Below are 14,125 nucleotides of genomic sequence, written 5' to 3'. Positions count from 1 at the left end.
GTTACACCCCGCCCGCAAACCCCATCTGCCGCCAGGCTTCGAACACGGCGACGGCTGCGGAGTTGGACAGGTTCATCGAGCGCCGGCTCGGCAACATGGGGATGCGCACCTGGTCGGTCACCTTCGGGTGGTGGCTGTGCGCCTCCGGCAGCCCGGTCGGCTCGGTACCGAAGAGCAGCGCGTCGCCGTCCTGGTAGGACACGTCCTGGTAGTAGGAAGTGGCCTTGGTGGTAAACGCGAAGATGCGCGCGTCGCTGAGGGCTGCGAAGCAGGCCTCGATATCCGGGTGGATCTGCACATCGGCGAGGTCGTGGTAGTCCAGGCCTGCACGCTTGAGGTGTTTGTCATCGAAGCTGAAGCCGAGCGGCTCGACCAGGTGCAGCACCGCACCAGTATTCGCGCAGAGCCGGATCGCGTTGCCGGTGTTGCCTGGGATGACGGGGTTATCAAAGATGACGTGAAGTGCGCACACACCGACAGTCTAGGATGGGGTGCGTGACTGCGATCAAATTGGACGGAAAACTCTACCGCGAGGAGATTTTCGCGGATCTGAAGGGGCGCGTTGCTGCGCTGAAGGAGCGGGGCGTCACCCCGGGTCTGGCCACCGTGCTGGTGGGGGAGGACCCGGCGAGCCAGAACTACGTGCGCATGAAGCACCGCGACTGCGAGGAACTCGGCATCGCCTCCATCATGAAGGAGCTGCCCGAGGACACCACGCAGGAGCAGCTCGAGGAGGTCATCCGCGAGCTGAACGAGGACGATGCCGTGACCGGCTACATCGTCCAGCTTCCCCTGCCGAAGCACCTGGACGAAAACCGCATCCTGGGCCTTATCGACCCGGGCAAGGACGCCGACGGCCTGCACCCGGTCAATTTGGGCAAGCTTGTCCTCAACGAGCCAGCACCGCTGCCGTGCACCCCGAACGGCTCCATCAAGCTGCTCGAGCGCTTCGGCGTGGACCTTAACGGCGCGATCGTGTGCGTCATCGGCCGCGGCGTGACCGTCGGCCGCCCGATCTCGCTCATGTTCACCTCCCGCAACGTCAACGCCACCGCCGTGCTCTGCCACACCGGCACCAAGGATCTCGCCGCAGAGACACGCCGCGCCGACGTCATCATCGCGGCAGCGGGCAAGCCCCACATGATTACGGCCGACATGATTAAGGAGGGTGCCGCGCTTCTCGACGTCGGCGTGTCCCGCGTTGACGGCAAAACCGTCGGCGATCTGCACCCGGATGTCTGGGAGAAGGCCGGTTGGGTCTCCCCGAACCCGGGCGGTGTCGGCCCGATGACGCGCACCTTCCTGGTCCGCAACATCGTGGAAAGTGCAGAGCGCGCCGCCGGTCTGGCCGAGGCCTAAATTCGTGCTCTCACTCGACAACCCCCACGACCGCGGCAACCCGCCCTCGCCCCTGCCAGAAATGGTGCAGTGGGCGCTGGTGGCGTTGTTTGTCGTGGGGTTTGTCGCCTCCGGGCTGTTCGCGGCCACGGAGCACTGGCGCCGCGCCACCTTCACGCTGGGGGCGTCGATGCTGTGGCTGGCGGCGCTGCGGTATCTGTGCGACTCGCGAATCCTCGGCTTGCTCGCGGTGCGCTCACGCAAGGCCGACGCGGCGTTCTGCACGCTGTGCGGGCTAGGGATGGTCACGCTCGCGTGGACGGTGGACTCGCTGGGGTCTTAACCGGAAAGAATTTACATAAGCTTCACGTCTAATTTGGGTGAAGGTTACATTGGCTGCCTAACGTCATGCCGGTGTTTTTCAAGAAGAAACGGGCAATCCCCGCGCTAGCTGTATGTATCGCGTCGGTGCTTTGCGCTGTGCCGGACGCGGGCGCTGCGGCGGTAGCTACTCCGGACTACCAGGTCAAGCTGCGATTAAGCGATGCAGCAGTTGATGCTCAAGGTGCACCGTCTCCGCAGTTCCGTTCATACTTTGACGTGTTGAGCGAGTCCGGATCGGAGCAAGCAGTCTATTTCGACACTGCCGACGGGATGCTGGCTAACCATGGATGGACGGCGCGTCTGCGGCATAAAGACAGTGCGGAAAATTACGACATTACGTATAAGTACCGCCTTCCCCTGGGGGATAACTCCCTGTCCAAGAGCACCGTGGAGGACGGCTTGGACCGGGCACGAAAGCAGAACTTCGACTCATCAGATACGAACTACGACGCCCAGGTCAACGCAAGCTTTGCAACGTCGACGTTGGACTTCAGCAACAAGAAAAGCGCCGCGTGTGTCACTTCACAGTGCGAAATTCCTTCGGTAGACGACGCGGTAGCGATTGTGGCTGACCTGGAGCCCGGGAAGCTGAAGAAGGCAACGGGTACCACGCTTGCAGACGTTGATCTGAAGATGTCTCGTATCGTCAACCAGCAGACATGGCGGGTTGAAGTGGGAGGCATCAAGACTGACCTCGAGGTGGCCAAGTTCGGTGACCAGGTGTGGGTAGAGATCTCAGAAGAGGACTCTTCTCGAAAGGACGCGATCCGCAAGCGCGAGACGCTGATCGCGGAGCTTGAAAAAGTCGGACTGCTTGAGCACGAGGACGCTTTTAAGACAGGCACAGTGCTTGCAAGCGGGTGGCAACAGTGACGGCCGCTAAGGAAACTGCAACCGCGCAGGTTGAGTTGGAGAACGTCAGGCGTGAGTTTGCTGATGGCACGGGGTTGCATGCGACGTCGATAAGCATTGCGAAGGGCGAGTTTGTATCGATCCTTGGGCCCTCCGGCTGCGGCAAATCGACGCTGTTGCGCTGCATTGCTGGGCTGGAGACGCCGGATGCCGGCACGATCAGGTTTGCCGGCCGCGAGGTGTTCGGTGAGAAGACGAATACCCCGGTGAATAAGCGCAATCTGTCGATGGTGTTCCAGGATCTGGCGCTGTGGCCGCATATGACGGTGGCGAAGAACGTGGAGTTCCCGCTCACTACCGGTTCCGCCAGGGTGGATGCGAAAGAACGTCAGCGGCGAGTGGCGGAGGCCATGGACATGGTCAACATTTCCTCGAAGGCCGAGCAGCGGCCGAACGAGCTGTCCGGTGGTCAGCAGCAGCGCGTCGCTATTGCGCGGGCGCTGGTCTCGCAGCCAGATTTGCTGCTTATGGACGAGCCGCTGTCCGCACTGGACGCGGCGCTGCGCACTCAGATTCGCAGCGAGCTGACCCGGCTGGCATACGACCTGAACCTCACCGTCATTTATGTCACGCACGACCAGGCCGAGGCCCTGGCGATGTCGGATCGCGTCGCCGTGATGGACGCGGGCGAGGTGCGCCAGTTCGCCGCGCCGGTGGAGCTCTATGAGCACCCGGCCGATGCGTTCGTGGCCGGGTTCGTGGGCGTGACCAACACCCACGCAACGCTGCCGGACAACCGGCCCGAAAACGTCCAGGTCACGGTGCTGGAAGATGGAAAGCGCCCGGTCTCGTATCCGGAGAACTCCATCCTGGGTGAGGTCGTCGAGCGCCAATACACCGGCGGCCGGTACGAAATCCGCTGTCTTGTCGACGGGGCACCCGAGCCGTGGCTGGCGTACACCCGCGCGCCGATTGGGCGCGGCGACACCGTCCTGCTGACCGTGACCAACCCGTAAATTCACGTTTCCTCACAGGCGCGTCTGCCTGCGAAGACCAAAACTCTCAAGGAGAAGAAGATGAAGAAGTTTGCTGCCGTTATCGCAGGTGTTGCTGCGGCGCTGACCATGACCGCTTGCGGTTCCGTCGAGTCCGTCGACGAGTCCGCGGAATCCACTGGCGCTGCGCAGAGCGAAACCTCCGCCGCCAAGTGGGAGGCACCGGAAGGGCTTTCCGGCGAGCTGGACTACTACTCTGCGAACCCGCAGGGGCTGACTGACGCGCTGGTCGAGGCGTTCGAGGAGCGCACCGACGTCAAGGTCAACGTGTTTGCTGACACCACCGGCAAGATCACCGCCAAGCTCAAGGCGGAGGAAGCCAACCCGCAAGCGGACGTGGTCTACCTCGCGTCCTGGAAGGCGGCCTCCAAGCAGGCGGAAGATGGCGCGCTGGAGCCCTACAAGCCGGCCAACATCGAGAACTCCAACCCGGACTGGAACGCCCCGGACGACACGTTCCACGGCCGCGACGGTTCCGCACTGACGCTCATCGCCAACACCGACGTCATCGACGAGGCACCGACCGACTGGGAGGACCTGGCCGACCCGAAGTACAAGGACCTGGTCATCATGCCGGACCCGCGCGAGTCGGGTACCGCGGCTGACCTGCTTGCCGCCATGGTCGCCGAGTGGGGAGAGGACAAGACCTGGGAGCTGTTCGACAAGCTCTTTGACAACGGCATGATCGTTGAGGGTGCGAACGGCCCCGCGCTGGACAAGGTCACCTCCGGCTCCAAGGGCGTCGTGCTGGGCGGCGTGGACTACTCCGGCTACTCCAAGAAGGACAAGGGAGAATCCCTGGAGATCAACCTGCCGCTGTCGGGCACCACTGTGTCCCCGCGCCCGGTCATGATCATGAAGACCTCCGACAACAAGGAGGCCGCGAAGGCCTTCGTGGACTTCATGTTCTCCGAGGAAGCGCAGGAGATCTCCGCATCCAAGTACATGATCCCGGCGAACCCGGAGGTCGCGCCGAAGGAAAGCCCGAAGCTCGCCGAAATCGCGCAGATCTCTGACGACTGGGAGGCCATCTCCTCCGAGTCCAAGAACGTCCGCGAGCAGTTCGCGGAGCGCTACCTGTAAAACCCTGCGGCGCGTGATGCGCTGCCTGTGCGAGAAGCGAGAGACACTTGACGACGACCACCGCGCCGGCCCCCAGCCAAGCCCGCCCCACCAAGCGCCGCAGGCGCAGTAGTCCTGGCATCTACCCGGTGCTGCTGATCCTGCTCGTGCTCGTCGCCGCCCCACTTGCATCGGTACTGGTCACCGCGGTGACCGGGTATCGCGAGGAGCCCTCGGCGTTGGGGACGCTGGCGGAACCCGAGATGCTCGGGGTGCTCAGCAACACGGTGGTGCTCTCGCTGATCGTGGTGTTCTTCGCCACCCTTTTCGCTGCACCGCTCGCGCTCTTCCGCGCCTGGACGCCCATGCGCAAGGCGGAGTGGGTCGAGGTGCTCATCATGGTGCCGTTTATGACCCCGCCGTTCGCGGCCGCGATGGCGTGGATGGATTTCACCCGCGTGCGCGGCGTGGCCGAGATGCTGCTGGGCGAGACCCTCGGCAGCCTCGCCCACGACGTGATCTACTCCGTGTGGGGCATGGGGTTCATCATGGCGGCGGAACTGTTTCCATTCTTGTACCTCATCCTGCGCAACTGCTTCGCGGGCATCCCCGCCTCGCAGCTGGAGATGGCGCAGGTGGCGGGCGCATCCCGCTGGCAGCAGTGCTCGCGCATCATCGCTCCGATGGTGATTGGGCCCTATTCGCTGGGCGCGCTCATCGTCTTCATCAAGGCAGCTGGCGAGTTTGGTACGCCAGTGACCTTGGGTAACGCGATTGGCTACAAGGTGCTCGTGTCCTCTATCTACGAGGACGTCACGATCGACCCGCTCAGCTTCTCCAACGCCGCGGCTACCTCCAGCGTGCTGTTCGCCCTTGGCGTGACCGCGTGGGCGATCCAGCAGTGGGCGAGCCGGAAAGACCTCACCGGTGGTGGGCGGGCTGCGCGGCCGGTGCGGCTGCGGGCGTCGAGAAGCGCAATGGCGCTGGCGTGGATCTACAGCTTCGTCGTGTTTGCGCTTTCCGTGTTCATTCCATACATCTCGATCGTCCTGGCGGCGATGACGATCCTGCGGTCTAAGGCACCGACACTGGATAACCTCACGTTTGACTACTTCGGGATCGTGCTGGTGATGCCGTCCGCGCAGGAGGCGCTCACCCGCTCCATCGTGCTGGGTGCGATCGGCGCGACGACGGCCGTGCTGCTTGGCCTGGCGGTCACGCTCATGACGATGCGGAAGCGCGGCGCACTGGTGAAGGTGACTGACTTCCTCGCCGTCGCCCCAGACACACTGCCGGGCATTGTCCTCGCCATCGGCTTCATCCTCCTGTGGAACTCGCCGAGCTTGCCGTGGACGCCGTACGGCACACAGTTCATCCTGGTCATGGCATTTACGGTCCTGTTCACCCCGATGGCGGTGCAGAACGTGAAGACCTCAGCGGCATCCATGTCGCCCACGATGCTCGAGGCTGCCGCGATCTGCGGTGCTACGCCGTGGCAGACCTTTGCCCGTGTCACCGTGCCGTTGCTCGCGCCCGGGCTGTTCGCCGGTTGGCTGCTCGCGTTCTTCGTGGGCATCCGCGAACTGGTGATGTCCTCGCTGATCCGACCGAGCAACATCAACCTGCTCGCGCCCTGGATTATGAACCAGTACGACCAAGGCCATCGCGCGGAGGCGATGGCGATGACGCTGATCGGCGTGGGCACCTCCACCATCGTGCTCGTGTGCGTGCGTTGGTGGCAGTCCCGCCACGCGCGTTAGCCTGGGGTAATGACCGCACCACTTCTCGTCCTCGCAGACATCCACCTCGGCCGCCCGCAGGCGGGCGCGAAGAAAACCGGCCCGGGCATTGACTGGGCGCTCGGTGCACTGCAGCGCGGGGCGCAGGCCGGGGCGGGGCATATGGTGATGCTTGGCGACGTCATCGACCGCAAAAGGTTCACCGACGCCACCTTCGACGAGGTCACCCGCTTCTTCAACCGCGCCTGCGAGCTCTTCGGCACGACCGTCTTCATCGCCGGCAACCACGACGTGCACCACGACCTCTCCGACGTGATCCCGCGTGGCGTCACGGTCGCTGGTCCGCACCCGCAGACGCTTCGGGCAGGCGAGTGGGCGCTGCACACCGCCGCCGTCGAGGTCGACCGCGACCCGCGCCGGCTGGTGCCTTCGTTCCCGCAGCCTATCGACGGCGCGCCAAACCTCGGACTCCTGCACACTTCCGTCACTGGCGAGTATTCCAACAACCCTTGCCTGCCCTGCAGCGTCGAGGAGCTCGAGGCCTGCGGATACGACGCGTGGGCACTCGGGCACGTCCACGAGCGCCTGCAGCTCGAGGCGTCGGTGCCCATCAGCTGGGTGGGGATGGGCAGCGCGAGCCTGTGCGCCGCGCTTGACGACGCCACCGTGGCCGTCTCCTATATGTCGTAGTCCCCGCGAGTGACCGCGACGTCGTGCGCGGACGGGGTTTCGTGCGTCAGCGCGATGAAGTTGCGCAGCACGCGGTCCATCTGGCGCGCCTCCACGAGGAAGGCGTCGTGGCCGACGGGGGAGGACAGCTTCGACATTGCCAGCAGGTTGCCCAGGTTGCGCGAGAGGTGTTCCTGCTGGTGATAGGGGTAGAGGATGTCGGTGTCCACGCCGACGATCATGGTGGGCACCGTCGATGAGGCCAGCGCCTTGTTCAGCCCGCCGCGTCCGCGGCCCACGTCGTGGCGGTTGAGCGCCTCGGTGAGCGTGACGTAGGAGGCGGCGTCGAAGCGCTCGGTGAGCTTACGGCCCTGGTGCTCCAGGTAGGACTGGACGGCGAAGCGCTCGCCGTCGGCGCGGTAGGGGCCGAGCGGGTTCTCGCCGGTCTGGGCAGCGGTGCCGAAGCGTTCGTCGATCTCCATCTCGCCGCGGTAGGTCAGGTGTGCCAGTCGGCGCGCGGCGGCCAGACCCGCGTCGGGGGAGTGGCCGGTGTCGTGGTAGTCGCCGCCCTGCCAAGCCGGGTCTTGGGTGATCGAGGTGATCTGCGCGGTCTGCACGCCGATCTGCCAGGCGCTCGCCCGCGCGGATACAGCGATGACCAGGGCGTAATCCACCTGCTCCGGGTGGAGCAGCGTCCACTCGAGGGCACGGGCACCGCCCATGGAACCGCCGAGGACGGCGTGGACGCGAGAGAAACCGAGCTCGCCTAAGAAGCGGTGTTCGGCCTGCACCATGTCGCGGATGGACACGGCCGGGAAACGCGAACCCCAGACCGTGCCGTCGGCGTCCGGGTGCGCCGAGGCCGGGCCGGTTGACCCGTAGCAGGAGCCCAGTGCGTTGGTGCAGATCACGCACCACTGGTCCGTGTCGAGGGCCTTGCCAGGGCCGATGGCCTCGGACCACCAGTCGGCAGCGTCCGTGTCGCCGGTTAAAGCGTGCTCGACGAGGAGGATGTTGTTGCTGCCGTGGGGGTCGCCGGCCGGTTCGCCCCAGCGTCGATAAGCAATCTGCACTTCGTCGATCTGGGCACCGGCCTCGGTGTGCACCGAGCCGATATCGACGACCGCGAGCTGACCTTCCGGGGCGAGTGTGTGCATCTAGATCGCCGCGAAACCGCGCTTGAGGTCGTCGATGATGTCGGTGATGTCCTCAATACCAACCGACAGGCGGACAGTGGCCTGGCTAATGCCCGCGCGCTTGAGTCCCTCCGGGGTGGACTGCGAGTGGGTGGTGGAGGCCGGGTGGACGACCAGGGAGCGGACGTCGCCGATGTTTGCCAGGTTGGAGTGCAGCTTCAGCGCGTCGATGAACGCCCAGGCGTTGGTGCGGTCGTCCGGATCGCCCGCGACCTCGAAGGAAAGCACGGAGCCGGTGTGCTCGATGCCGAGCTTCTCCTTGACGGCCTTGTACGGGGAATCCGGCAGGCCGGCGTAGTTGACCTTGGCCACCTTCTCGTGGCCGGCGAGGAACTCGGCGACGGCCGCGGCGTTCTCGTTGTGCTTGTTCACGCGCAGCTGGAGGGTGTCCAGGCCCTGGAGGGCGACCCACGCATTGAACGGGGAAATCGCCGCACCGGTGTCGCGCAGCAGGCCAGCGCGAGCCTTGAGCGCGAAGGCGGGAGCGCCCAGGTCGGCGTACTTCAGACCGTGGTAGGCCGGGTCCGGGGTAGTGAAGTAGGGGAAGACGTCCTTGCCGTCGCGCTGGACGGTCCAGTCGAACTTGCCGCCGTCGATGATCGCGCCGCCGATGGCCGCGCCGTTGCCGGTGTAGAACTTCGTGGTGGAGACCACGACGATGTCGGCGCCGAGCTCGAGCGGGCGCACCAGGGCGGCGGTGGCCATCGTGTTGTCCACGATCAGCGGCACCTGGTTCGCGTGCGCGACCTCGGCGACTGCCGGGATGTCCAGCACGTCGGCGATCGGGTTGCCGAAGGTCTCCGCGTAGAAGGCCTTGGTGTTGGGCTCGACGGCTTCCTGCCAGCTGGCCGGGTCGTCCGGGTCATCCACGAAGGTGACGTTGATGCCCAAGCGCGGCAGCGTGACCTCGAAGAGCGTTTCCGTGCCGCCGTAGAGGCGCGGGGAGGTGACGATGTGGTCGCCGGCCGAGGCGAGGTTGAGGATCGCTGCGGTCTCCGCGGCCATGCCGGAGGCGAAGGCGACGGCGGCGACGCCGCCTTCGAGGGAAGCGAGGCGATCCTCCAGCGCCTGCTGGGTCGGGTTGGTCAGGCGCGTGTAGATCGGGCCTGCGTCCGAGAGGTTGAAGCGGTTCTCCGCGTGCTGCGCGTCGTCGAAGACGTAGCTCGTGGTCATGTAAATCGGCTGGTTGCGCGCGCCGGTATCGGAGTCGACGGTTTGGCCTGCGTGGATGGAGCGGGTGGCGAAGGCCCACTCGTTGGCGTTGGAGTTGTCGTAGTTGCTCATGGCATCCGACCGTAATGTGCGGTCGGTGCAAAATGAACCAAGCGGTCTGTTTTGCGAGTTAAGGGGCTGAATAAAAATCCCGCAGATGCCCCTGCTTGTGATGGTGTGACCTCCGTTTCCGAGACAGGAGGTGTGATCTCAGCTACTTTAGCTAGCACGTCACGTCCGCGCCGCTTGAGTGCCGCTTGAGCTGCGCCTTAGCCGAAGGAGACCCCCGTGTCCGTCCAGCCCGCCGATCACGTCCGCGAAGATATCCGACTTTTGGGCCGGGTGCTCGGCCGCGTGCTCGCCGAGCAGGAGGGCCAGGAGATCTTTGACCTGGTCGAATCCACCCGTCGCACCGCCTTCGACATCGCCCACGGGGATGCCGCCCCAGAAGACCTGCTCGCCGTCTTCCGTGACATGGACATCACCAAGATGAACCTGGTTGCGCGCGCATTCAGCCACTTCGCACTGCTGACTAACCTGGTCGAGGACCTGGACGACGAGAAGGCGGCCGCGCCGGTTTCGCTGCGCACCAGCTTCGCGCACCTGAAAGACAGCGGCGTGGACGCCGACAAGGTCGCCGAACTTATCGCCGGGGCGCAGGTCTCCCCGGTGCTCACCGCGCATCCGACCGAGACTCGCCGCCGCACCGTCTTTGACACCCAGACGCACATCAAACGCCTGCTCAGCGAACTCCACGCCGGCGCCGACCCGGCCGCCATCGAGCGCGAGATGGAACTGCGCATGACCCTTTTGTGGCAGACCGCGCTCATCCGCATCGCGCGCCCGCGCTTGGAGGACGAAATCGATGTCGGTCTGCGCTACTACAAACTCTCCCTGCTCGAGCAGATCCCGGCGCTTAACCGCGCGATCCGCTACGAGCTGCGCGACACCTTCGACCGCGACCTCGCCCTTACCCCCGTGATGCGCCCCGGCTCCTGGATCGGCGGCGACCACGACGGCAACCCTTACGTCAACGCCGAAACGCTCACCTACGCCACCCGCCAGGCCGCCGACACCGTGTTGAACCACTACCTCGACGAACTGGGCGAACTCGAGCGCGAGCTGTCCCTCTCGGACCGTTACTCCACCTGCTCGGCGGAGCTTTCCCAGCTTGCCGACGCCGCCAACAACACAGCCGAGTCCCGCGTCGATGAGCCCTACCGCCGCGCCATCTACGGCATCCGCCACCGCGTCGCCGCCACCCGCGAGCAGCTCGCCGGTTCGGTGACCTCGGGCTCGGCGTATGCGGACCCCGGTGAACTGCTCGCCGACCTGGATGTGATCGACGCCTCCCTGCGCGCGCACGGCGGCGCCATCATCGCCGACGACCGGCTGGGGCGCCTGCGCTCCGCGGTGACTACCTTCGGCTTCCACCTCTACACGCTCGACCTGCGCCAGAACTCCGAATCCTTCGAGAAGGTCGTAGCCGAGGTGCTCCGCGTTGCCGGCGTGTGTGAGGACTACACCGCGCTTGTGGAAGAGGACCGCGTGGAGGTGCTCGTCGATGAGCTGCGCACCCCGCGCCCGCTGCTGCGCGCCTCAGCCCAGCTTAGCGACGACACGCGCAAGGAAATGGGCATCCTCACCGCCGCCGCCCGCGCCGTCCGGGACCTGGGCCAGGGTGCGATCGCGCAGTGCATCATCGCCATGACCGGGACGGTTTCCGACATCCTCGAGCCCATGGTCCTACTCAAAGAAGTCGGCCTGGGCAGCGTCAACGTCGTCCCGCTCTTCGAGACTATCGAGGACCTTGCGCACGGCGCCCGCATCCTCGAGGACCTCTGGTCGCTGCCGTTCTACCGCGAGCACCTGCGCGCCCGCGGCGACGTCCAGGAGGTCATGCTCGGCTACTCCGACTCCAACAAGGACGGCGGCTACCTGCAGGCCAACTGGGCGCTTTACGACGCCGAACTCGCCCTCGTCGAGCTCTGCAACCGACACGGCATCCGCCTTCGGCTCGCGCACGGCCGCGGCGGGGCAGTCGGCCGCGGAGGCGGGCCCACCTACGACGCCATCCTCGCCCAACCCAAGGGTGCCGTCGCCGGCTCCATCCGCATCACCGAGCAGGGCGAGATCATCTCCGCCAAGTACGGCTCTCCCGAGACCGCGCGCCGCCACCTCGAGGCCTTCGTCGCCGGCACCCTTGAGGCCTCTCTGCTGGACACCGAGCCGATCGCCGACCCGACCCGCGCCTACGACATCATGCGCACCCTTGCCGCCTACTCCGGCGAAAAGTACAACGAACTGATCGGCGACCCCGGATTCATCGACTACTTCACCCAATCCACCCCGCTGCACGAGATCGGCGAGCTCAACCTCGGCTCCCGCCCCGCGTCGCGCAAACAGACCACCGCGATTTCTGATCTTCGCGCCATCCCCTGGGTCCTGTCCTGGGCGCAGTCGCGCACCAACGTGCCCGGCTGGTTCGGCGTCGGCACCGCGGTCGAGCGCTGGGCGGGCGAGAGCGAAGAGCGCTGGGACGACCTGCGCGAACTCTACCGCGACTGGCCGTTCTTCCGCTCCGTACTGTCGAATATGGCCCAGGTCATGGCCAAGGCCGAGCTGTCGCTGGCCCGCCTCTACGCCGACCTGGTGGAAGACCGCGAGGTGGCTGAGCGCATCTACACGCTCATTGCCGACGAGTTCGAGCGCACCAAGCAGGTCTATTTCCGCATCACCGGACACGCTGACCTTGTTGCAGAGAACCAGCGCCAGGCCCGCTCGCTCAAGCGCCGTTACCCCTACCTGCTGCCGCTCAACGCCGTCCAGCTCGAGCTGCTGCGCCGCTACCGCGCCGGCGACGAGACCTTCCTCGTCTCCAAGACCATCCAGGTCACCATGAACGGGCTGGCCACCGCGCTGCGCAACGCGGGGTAGGTTTTTGGCGGCTGGGGCGCGGGGCGGGCCCCTGCAACCCGCTCAAGAAGCAAGAAAGAGGCAAGAAAACATTTCTCCAGGTAGGAGAGTTTTTGGAGTGGTTTTCGGGCTACTTTGGCACCCTTTCCCGGTTACCGAGCAAGAAAACTATTCGGCCCAGAAAGGGACATAACGGCGGTTGCGAGCTCCGGCATTCGGGTCGTAGAGCCGGATGAGGCCTTCATCCACCGTGGCGTTAATGAGCCGGGTCGCCTGGGCGGTCTGCGTATCCCTGAGACCGAAGCGACTTCGCACCGATGCATTCGTGACGGCGCGATTATCCAGAAAGCCAAGACACGCATGCTGGTAGACAGCTTCGATCTTTTCATCCGTAGTCATCAGCTTGAACGGGCGGTAGGCACTCAGCGTGACGGTGGTTGTGCCATTTGATCGAATGAGCGCCGGCGGAAAGTGCTCTGCTTCCAGCGATGCAACGATCTTGTCCCAACCGCTTCCACGTTGCTCGACGAAGTGTGCCAGGCGAAGCGCTTCGCCGAGGCGTGGATTGCGAGTTGTAGAAGCCGAGTCAATAAAACGCTGGGGATCGACTAACGGGGTTCCAGGGTTGGTCACTTCGACTCGATCACTGAACACCTCAACGGTTAAGTATTGACCGCGCTGCTCTAGGTCCTGGTGCATGAGCGCATTCGCAAACACTTCGCGAAATGCCACCGTCGGTAGCAGCGGAGTTTCAACTCGGCGTCCGCTTGAATCGATGGTCTCCCCACCAGGCCTTACTGTGTTCACCAAGGTGACAATCTTGCTAAACGACGTGGCGTATCCCTCATCAAACTCCCACTCTCGTTGCAGCTGTTTCCTCGACGTGTCGTCGAAATGCATCACGCGTGGGGCCAAGCTGGCGAGCTGAGGGAAGTCTTTGAGGGAGCGCGCGTACATCAGTGCGGACCAAGCGGGAATGCACCAGCCCGATTCGTGGGAATATGTAATCGCTTCCGCCGCTCGCATTGTGTCGACGAGGGCGCTGCCAACATTGCGCGGCAATTCCGGCCGGTTGTTGAAGAAAGCGTCGGAGGAGAGGAGCTCGGTGATCTCTTCGGGCTCGAGGCCTTCTGCGGCATTGCTGGTTTCAAACTCGAACTGGTTGAGCTTCCTCCACAACTCGCGTTCGCGATCTGGAAAGTCCATCAGGTTCTTGGTGTAACTGCCCTGTCGGAAGTACCGAGTTCCGTCGTAGGCGTAAGGGGCCGAGAGTGCAGCCGGAATCCGGAGGAGTACCACAGTTTTGCCTTCGATTGTGACCGCCTCGAAGGAGAGAGTTGGCGTGGGGGAGACTACACGCTGCAGCCACGGGAAAAGGTCTTCGTTGCCCTTGCCTTTCGTGGTCTCCCATTGGAACGAAGTGCCTACGATCTCATGAGCGTCACTTACACCCCAGATCAGATAGCCTGCTGGTTCATCATGAAGGCGTGCCGAGTTGCCCAGCGCACTCACGTATTTGGCGATCTCCGGGCCGGTCGTGGCGCTGTTTTCCTTAAACTCCAGCCAGGGGAGTTCCGCAGGCAAAGCGAGGAATCGTTTAATCCTGGCAATGAGTTGAGGCTCCGACGTGGAATTAAGTGGCGACATGCCTCAAGTATCCTCTAGAAGCAAGAAAGAGGCAAGAAAACGTTTCCGCAGGCAG

Annotated in this window: 12 protein-coding genes; 8 read left to right on the top strand and 4 right to left on the bottom strand. The window is 64.4% G+C overall.

Annotated elements, in window-relative coordinates; all coding sequences use genetic code 11:
- Position 1: 1 nt before the first annotated feature.
- Positions 2–472, bottom strand: a complete 471-nt coding sequence (locus HMPREF2550_RS04270) for a tRNA (cytidine(34)-2'-O)-methyltransferase (protein ID WP_070789927.1) — start codon at positions 470–472, stop codon at positions 2–4.
- Between the two features lie 23 nt (positions 473–495).
- Here HMPREF2550_RS04270 and HMPREF2550_RS04265 point away from each other — a divergent pair, with 23 nt between their 5' ends.
- From HMPREF2550_RS04265 to HMPREF2550_RS04235, 7 genes are all read left to right on the top strand, one after another.
- Positions 496–1,359, top strand: coding sequence for a bifunctional methylenetetrahydrofolate dehydrogenase/methenyltetrahydrofolate cyclohydrolase (locus tag HMPREF2550_RS04265; RefSeq protein WP_070789925.1), 864 nt, complete (start codon positions 496–498; stop codon positions 1,357–1,359).
- 4 nt (positions 1,360–1,363) lie between these two features.
- A complete protein-coding gene (locus tag HMPREF2550_RS04260; RefSeq protein ID WP_246819757.1) occupies positions 1,364–1,681 on the top strand; it encodes a DUF3017 domain-containing protein in 318 nt (105 codons plus the stop codon).
- Positions 1,682–1,752: 71 nt separating this feature from the next.
- The gene (locus HMPREF2550_RS04255; protein ID WP_210400212.1) at positions 1,753–2,595 is read left to right on the top strand and encodes a CYTH domain-containing protein; all 843 of its coding nucleotides are present in this window, start codon (positions 1,753–1,755) and stop codon (positions 2,593–2,595) included.
- Positions 2,592–3,590 carry an ABC transporter ATP-binding protein gene (locus HMPREF2550_RS04250; RefSeq protein ID WP_070789924.1) on the top strand — a complete coding sequence of 333 codons (999 nt, stop codon included), beginning with the start codon at positions 2,592–2,594 and terminating at the stop codon, positions 3,588–3,590. The genes HMPREF2550_RS04255 and HMPREF2550_RS04250 overlap by 4 nt, the downstream gene beginning before the upstream one ends.
- A 60-nt stretch (positions 3,591–3,650) precedes the next feature.
- The gene (locus tag HMPREF2550_RS04245) at positions 3,651–4,712 is read left to right on the top strand and encodes an ABC transporter substrate-binding protein (RefSeq protein ID WP_070789922.1); all 1,062 of its coding nucleotides are present in this window, start codon (positions 3,651–3,653) and stop codon (positions 4,710–4,712) included.
- 47 nt (positions 4,713–4,759) lie between these two features.
- Positions 4,760–6,451, top strand: a complete 1,692-nt coding sequence (locus HMPREF2550_RS04240) for an ABC transporter permease (protein WP_070789921.1) — start codon at positions 4,760–4,762, stop codon at positions 6,449–6,451.
- A gap of 9 nt (positions 6,452–6,460) precedes the next feature.
- The gene (locus tag HMPREF2550_RS04235; protein ID WP_070789919.1) at positions 6,461–7,120 is read left to right on the top strand and encodes a metallophosphoesterase family protein; all 660 of its coding nucleotides are present in this window, start codon (positions 6,461–6,463) and stop codon (positions 7,118–7,120) included.
- Here the strand turns inward: HMPREF2550_RS04235 and HMPREF2550_RS04230 are convergent.
- Complete coding sequence (locus HMPREF2550_RS04230) at positions 7,108–8,256, bottom strand: homoserine O-acetyltransferase MetX (protein WP_070789917.1); 1,149 nt, start codon at positions 8,254–8,256, stop codon at positions 7,108–7,110. The genes HMPREF2550_RS04235 and HMPREF2550_RS04230 overlap by 13 nt on opposite strands.
- A complete protein-coding gene (locus tag HMPREF2550_RS04225; RefSeq protein ID WP_070789915.1) occupies positions 8,257–9,579 on the bottom strand; it encodes an O-acetylhomoserine/O-acetylserine sulfhydrylase in 1,323 nt (440 codons plus the stop codon).
- A gap of 216 nt (positions 9,580–9,795) precedes the next feature.
- On the opposite strand from HMPREF2550_RS04225, the gene ppc reads away from it, so the two are divergent.
- The gene (gene ppc / locus HMPREF2550_RS04220) at positions 9,796–12,444 is read left to right on the top strand and encodes a phosphoenolpyruvate carboxylase (RefSeq protein WP_070789912.1); all 2,649 of its coding nucleotides are present in this window, start codon (positions 9,796–9,798) and stop codon (positions 12,442–12,444) included.
- Positions 12,445–12,591: 147 nt separating this feature from the next.
- Here ppc and HMPREF2550_RS04215 read toward each other — a convergent pair whose 3' ends face one another.
- Entirely contained in the window at positions 12,592–14,070 is a 1,479-nt protein-coding gene (locus HMPREF2550_RS04215; protein WP_070764650.1) for an RNA-binding domain-containing protein, read from the bottom strand.
- Positions 14,071–14,125 lie beyond the last annotated feature (55 nt).

It is taken from the genome of Corynebacterium sp. HMSC074A01, assembly GCF_001831515.1.
Classification (GTDB): Bacteria; Actinomycetota; Actinomycetes; order Mycobacteriales; family Mycobacteriaceae; genus Corynebacterium.
The sequence above is the reverse complement of the archived record's forward strand: the minus strand, read 5'-3'. Positions and strand labels throughout refer to the sequence as shown.

Coding starts and splice junctions, on each gene's coding strand:
- HMPREF2550_RS04245 (WP_070789922.1), top strand. CDS start 3,651: ATGAAGAAGTTTGCTGCCGTTATCGCAGGTGTTGCTGCGGCGCTGACC.
- HMPREF2550_RS04235 (WP_070789919.1), top strand. CDS start 6,461: ATGACCGCACCACTTCTCGTCCTCGCAGACATCCACCTCGGCCGCCCG.
- HMPREF2550_RS04230 (WP_070789917.1), bottom strand. CDS start 8,256: ATGCACACACTCGCCCCGGAAGGTCAGCTCGCGGTCGTCGATATCGGC.
- HMPREF2550_RS04225 (WP_070789915.1), bottom strand. CDS start 9,579: ATGAGCAACTACGACAACTCCAACGCCAACGAGTGGGCCTTCGCCACC.
- HMPREF2550_RS04215 (WP_070764650.1), bottom strand. CDS start 14,070: ATGTCGCCACTTAATTCCACGTCGGAGCCTCAACTCATTGCCAGGATT.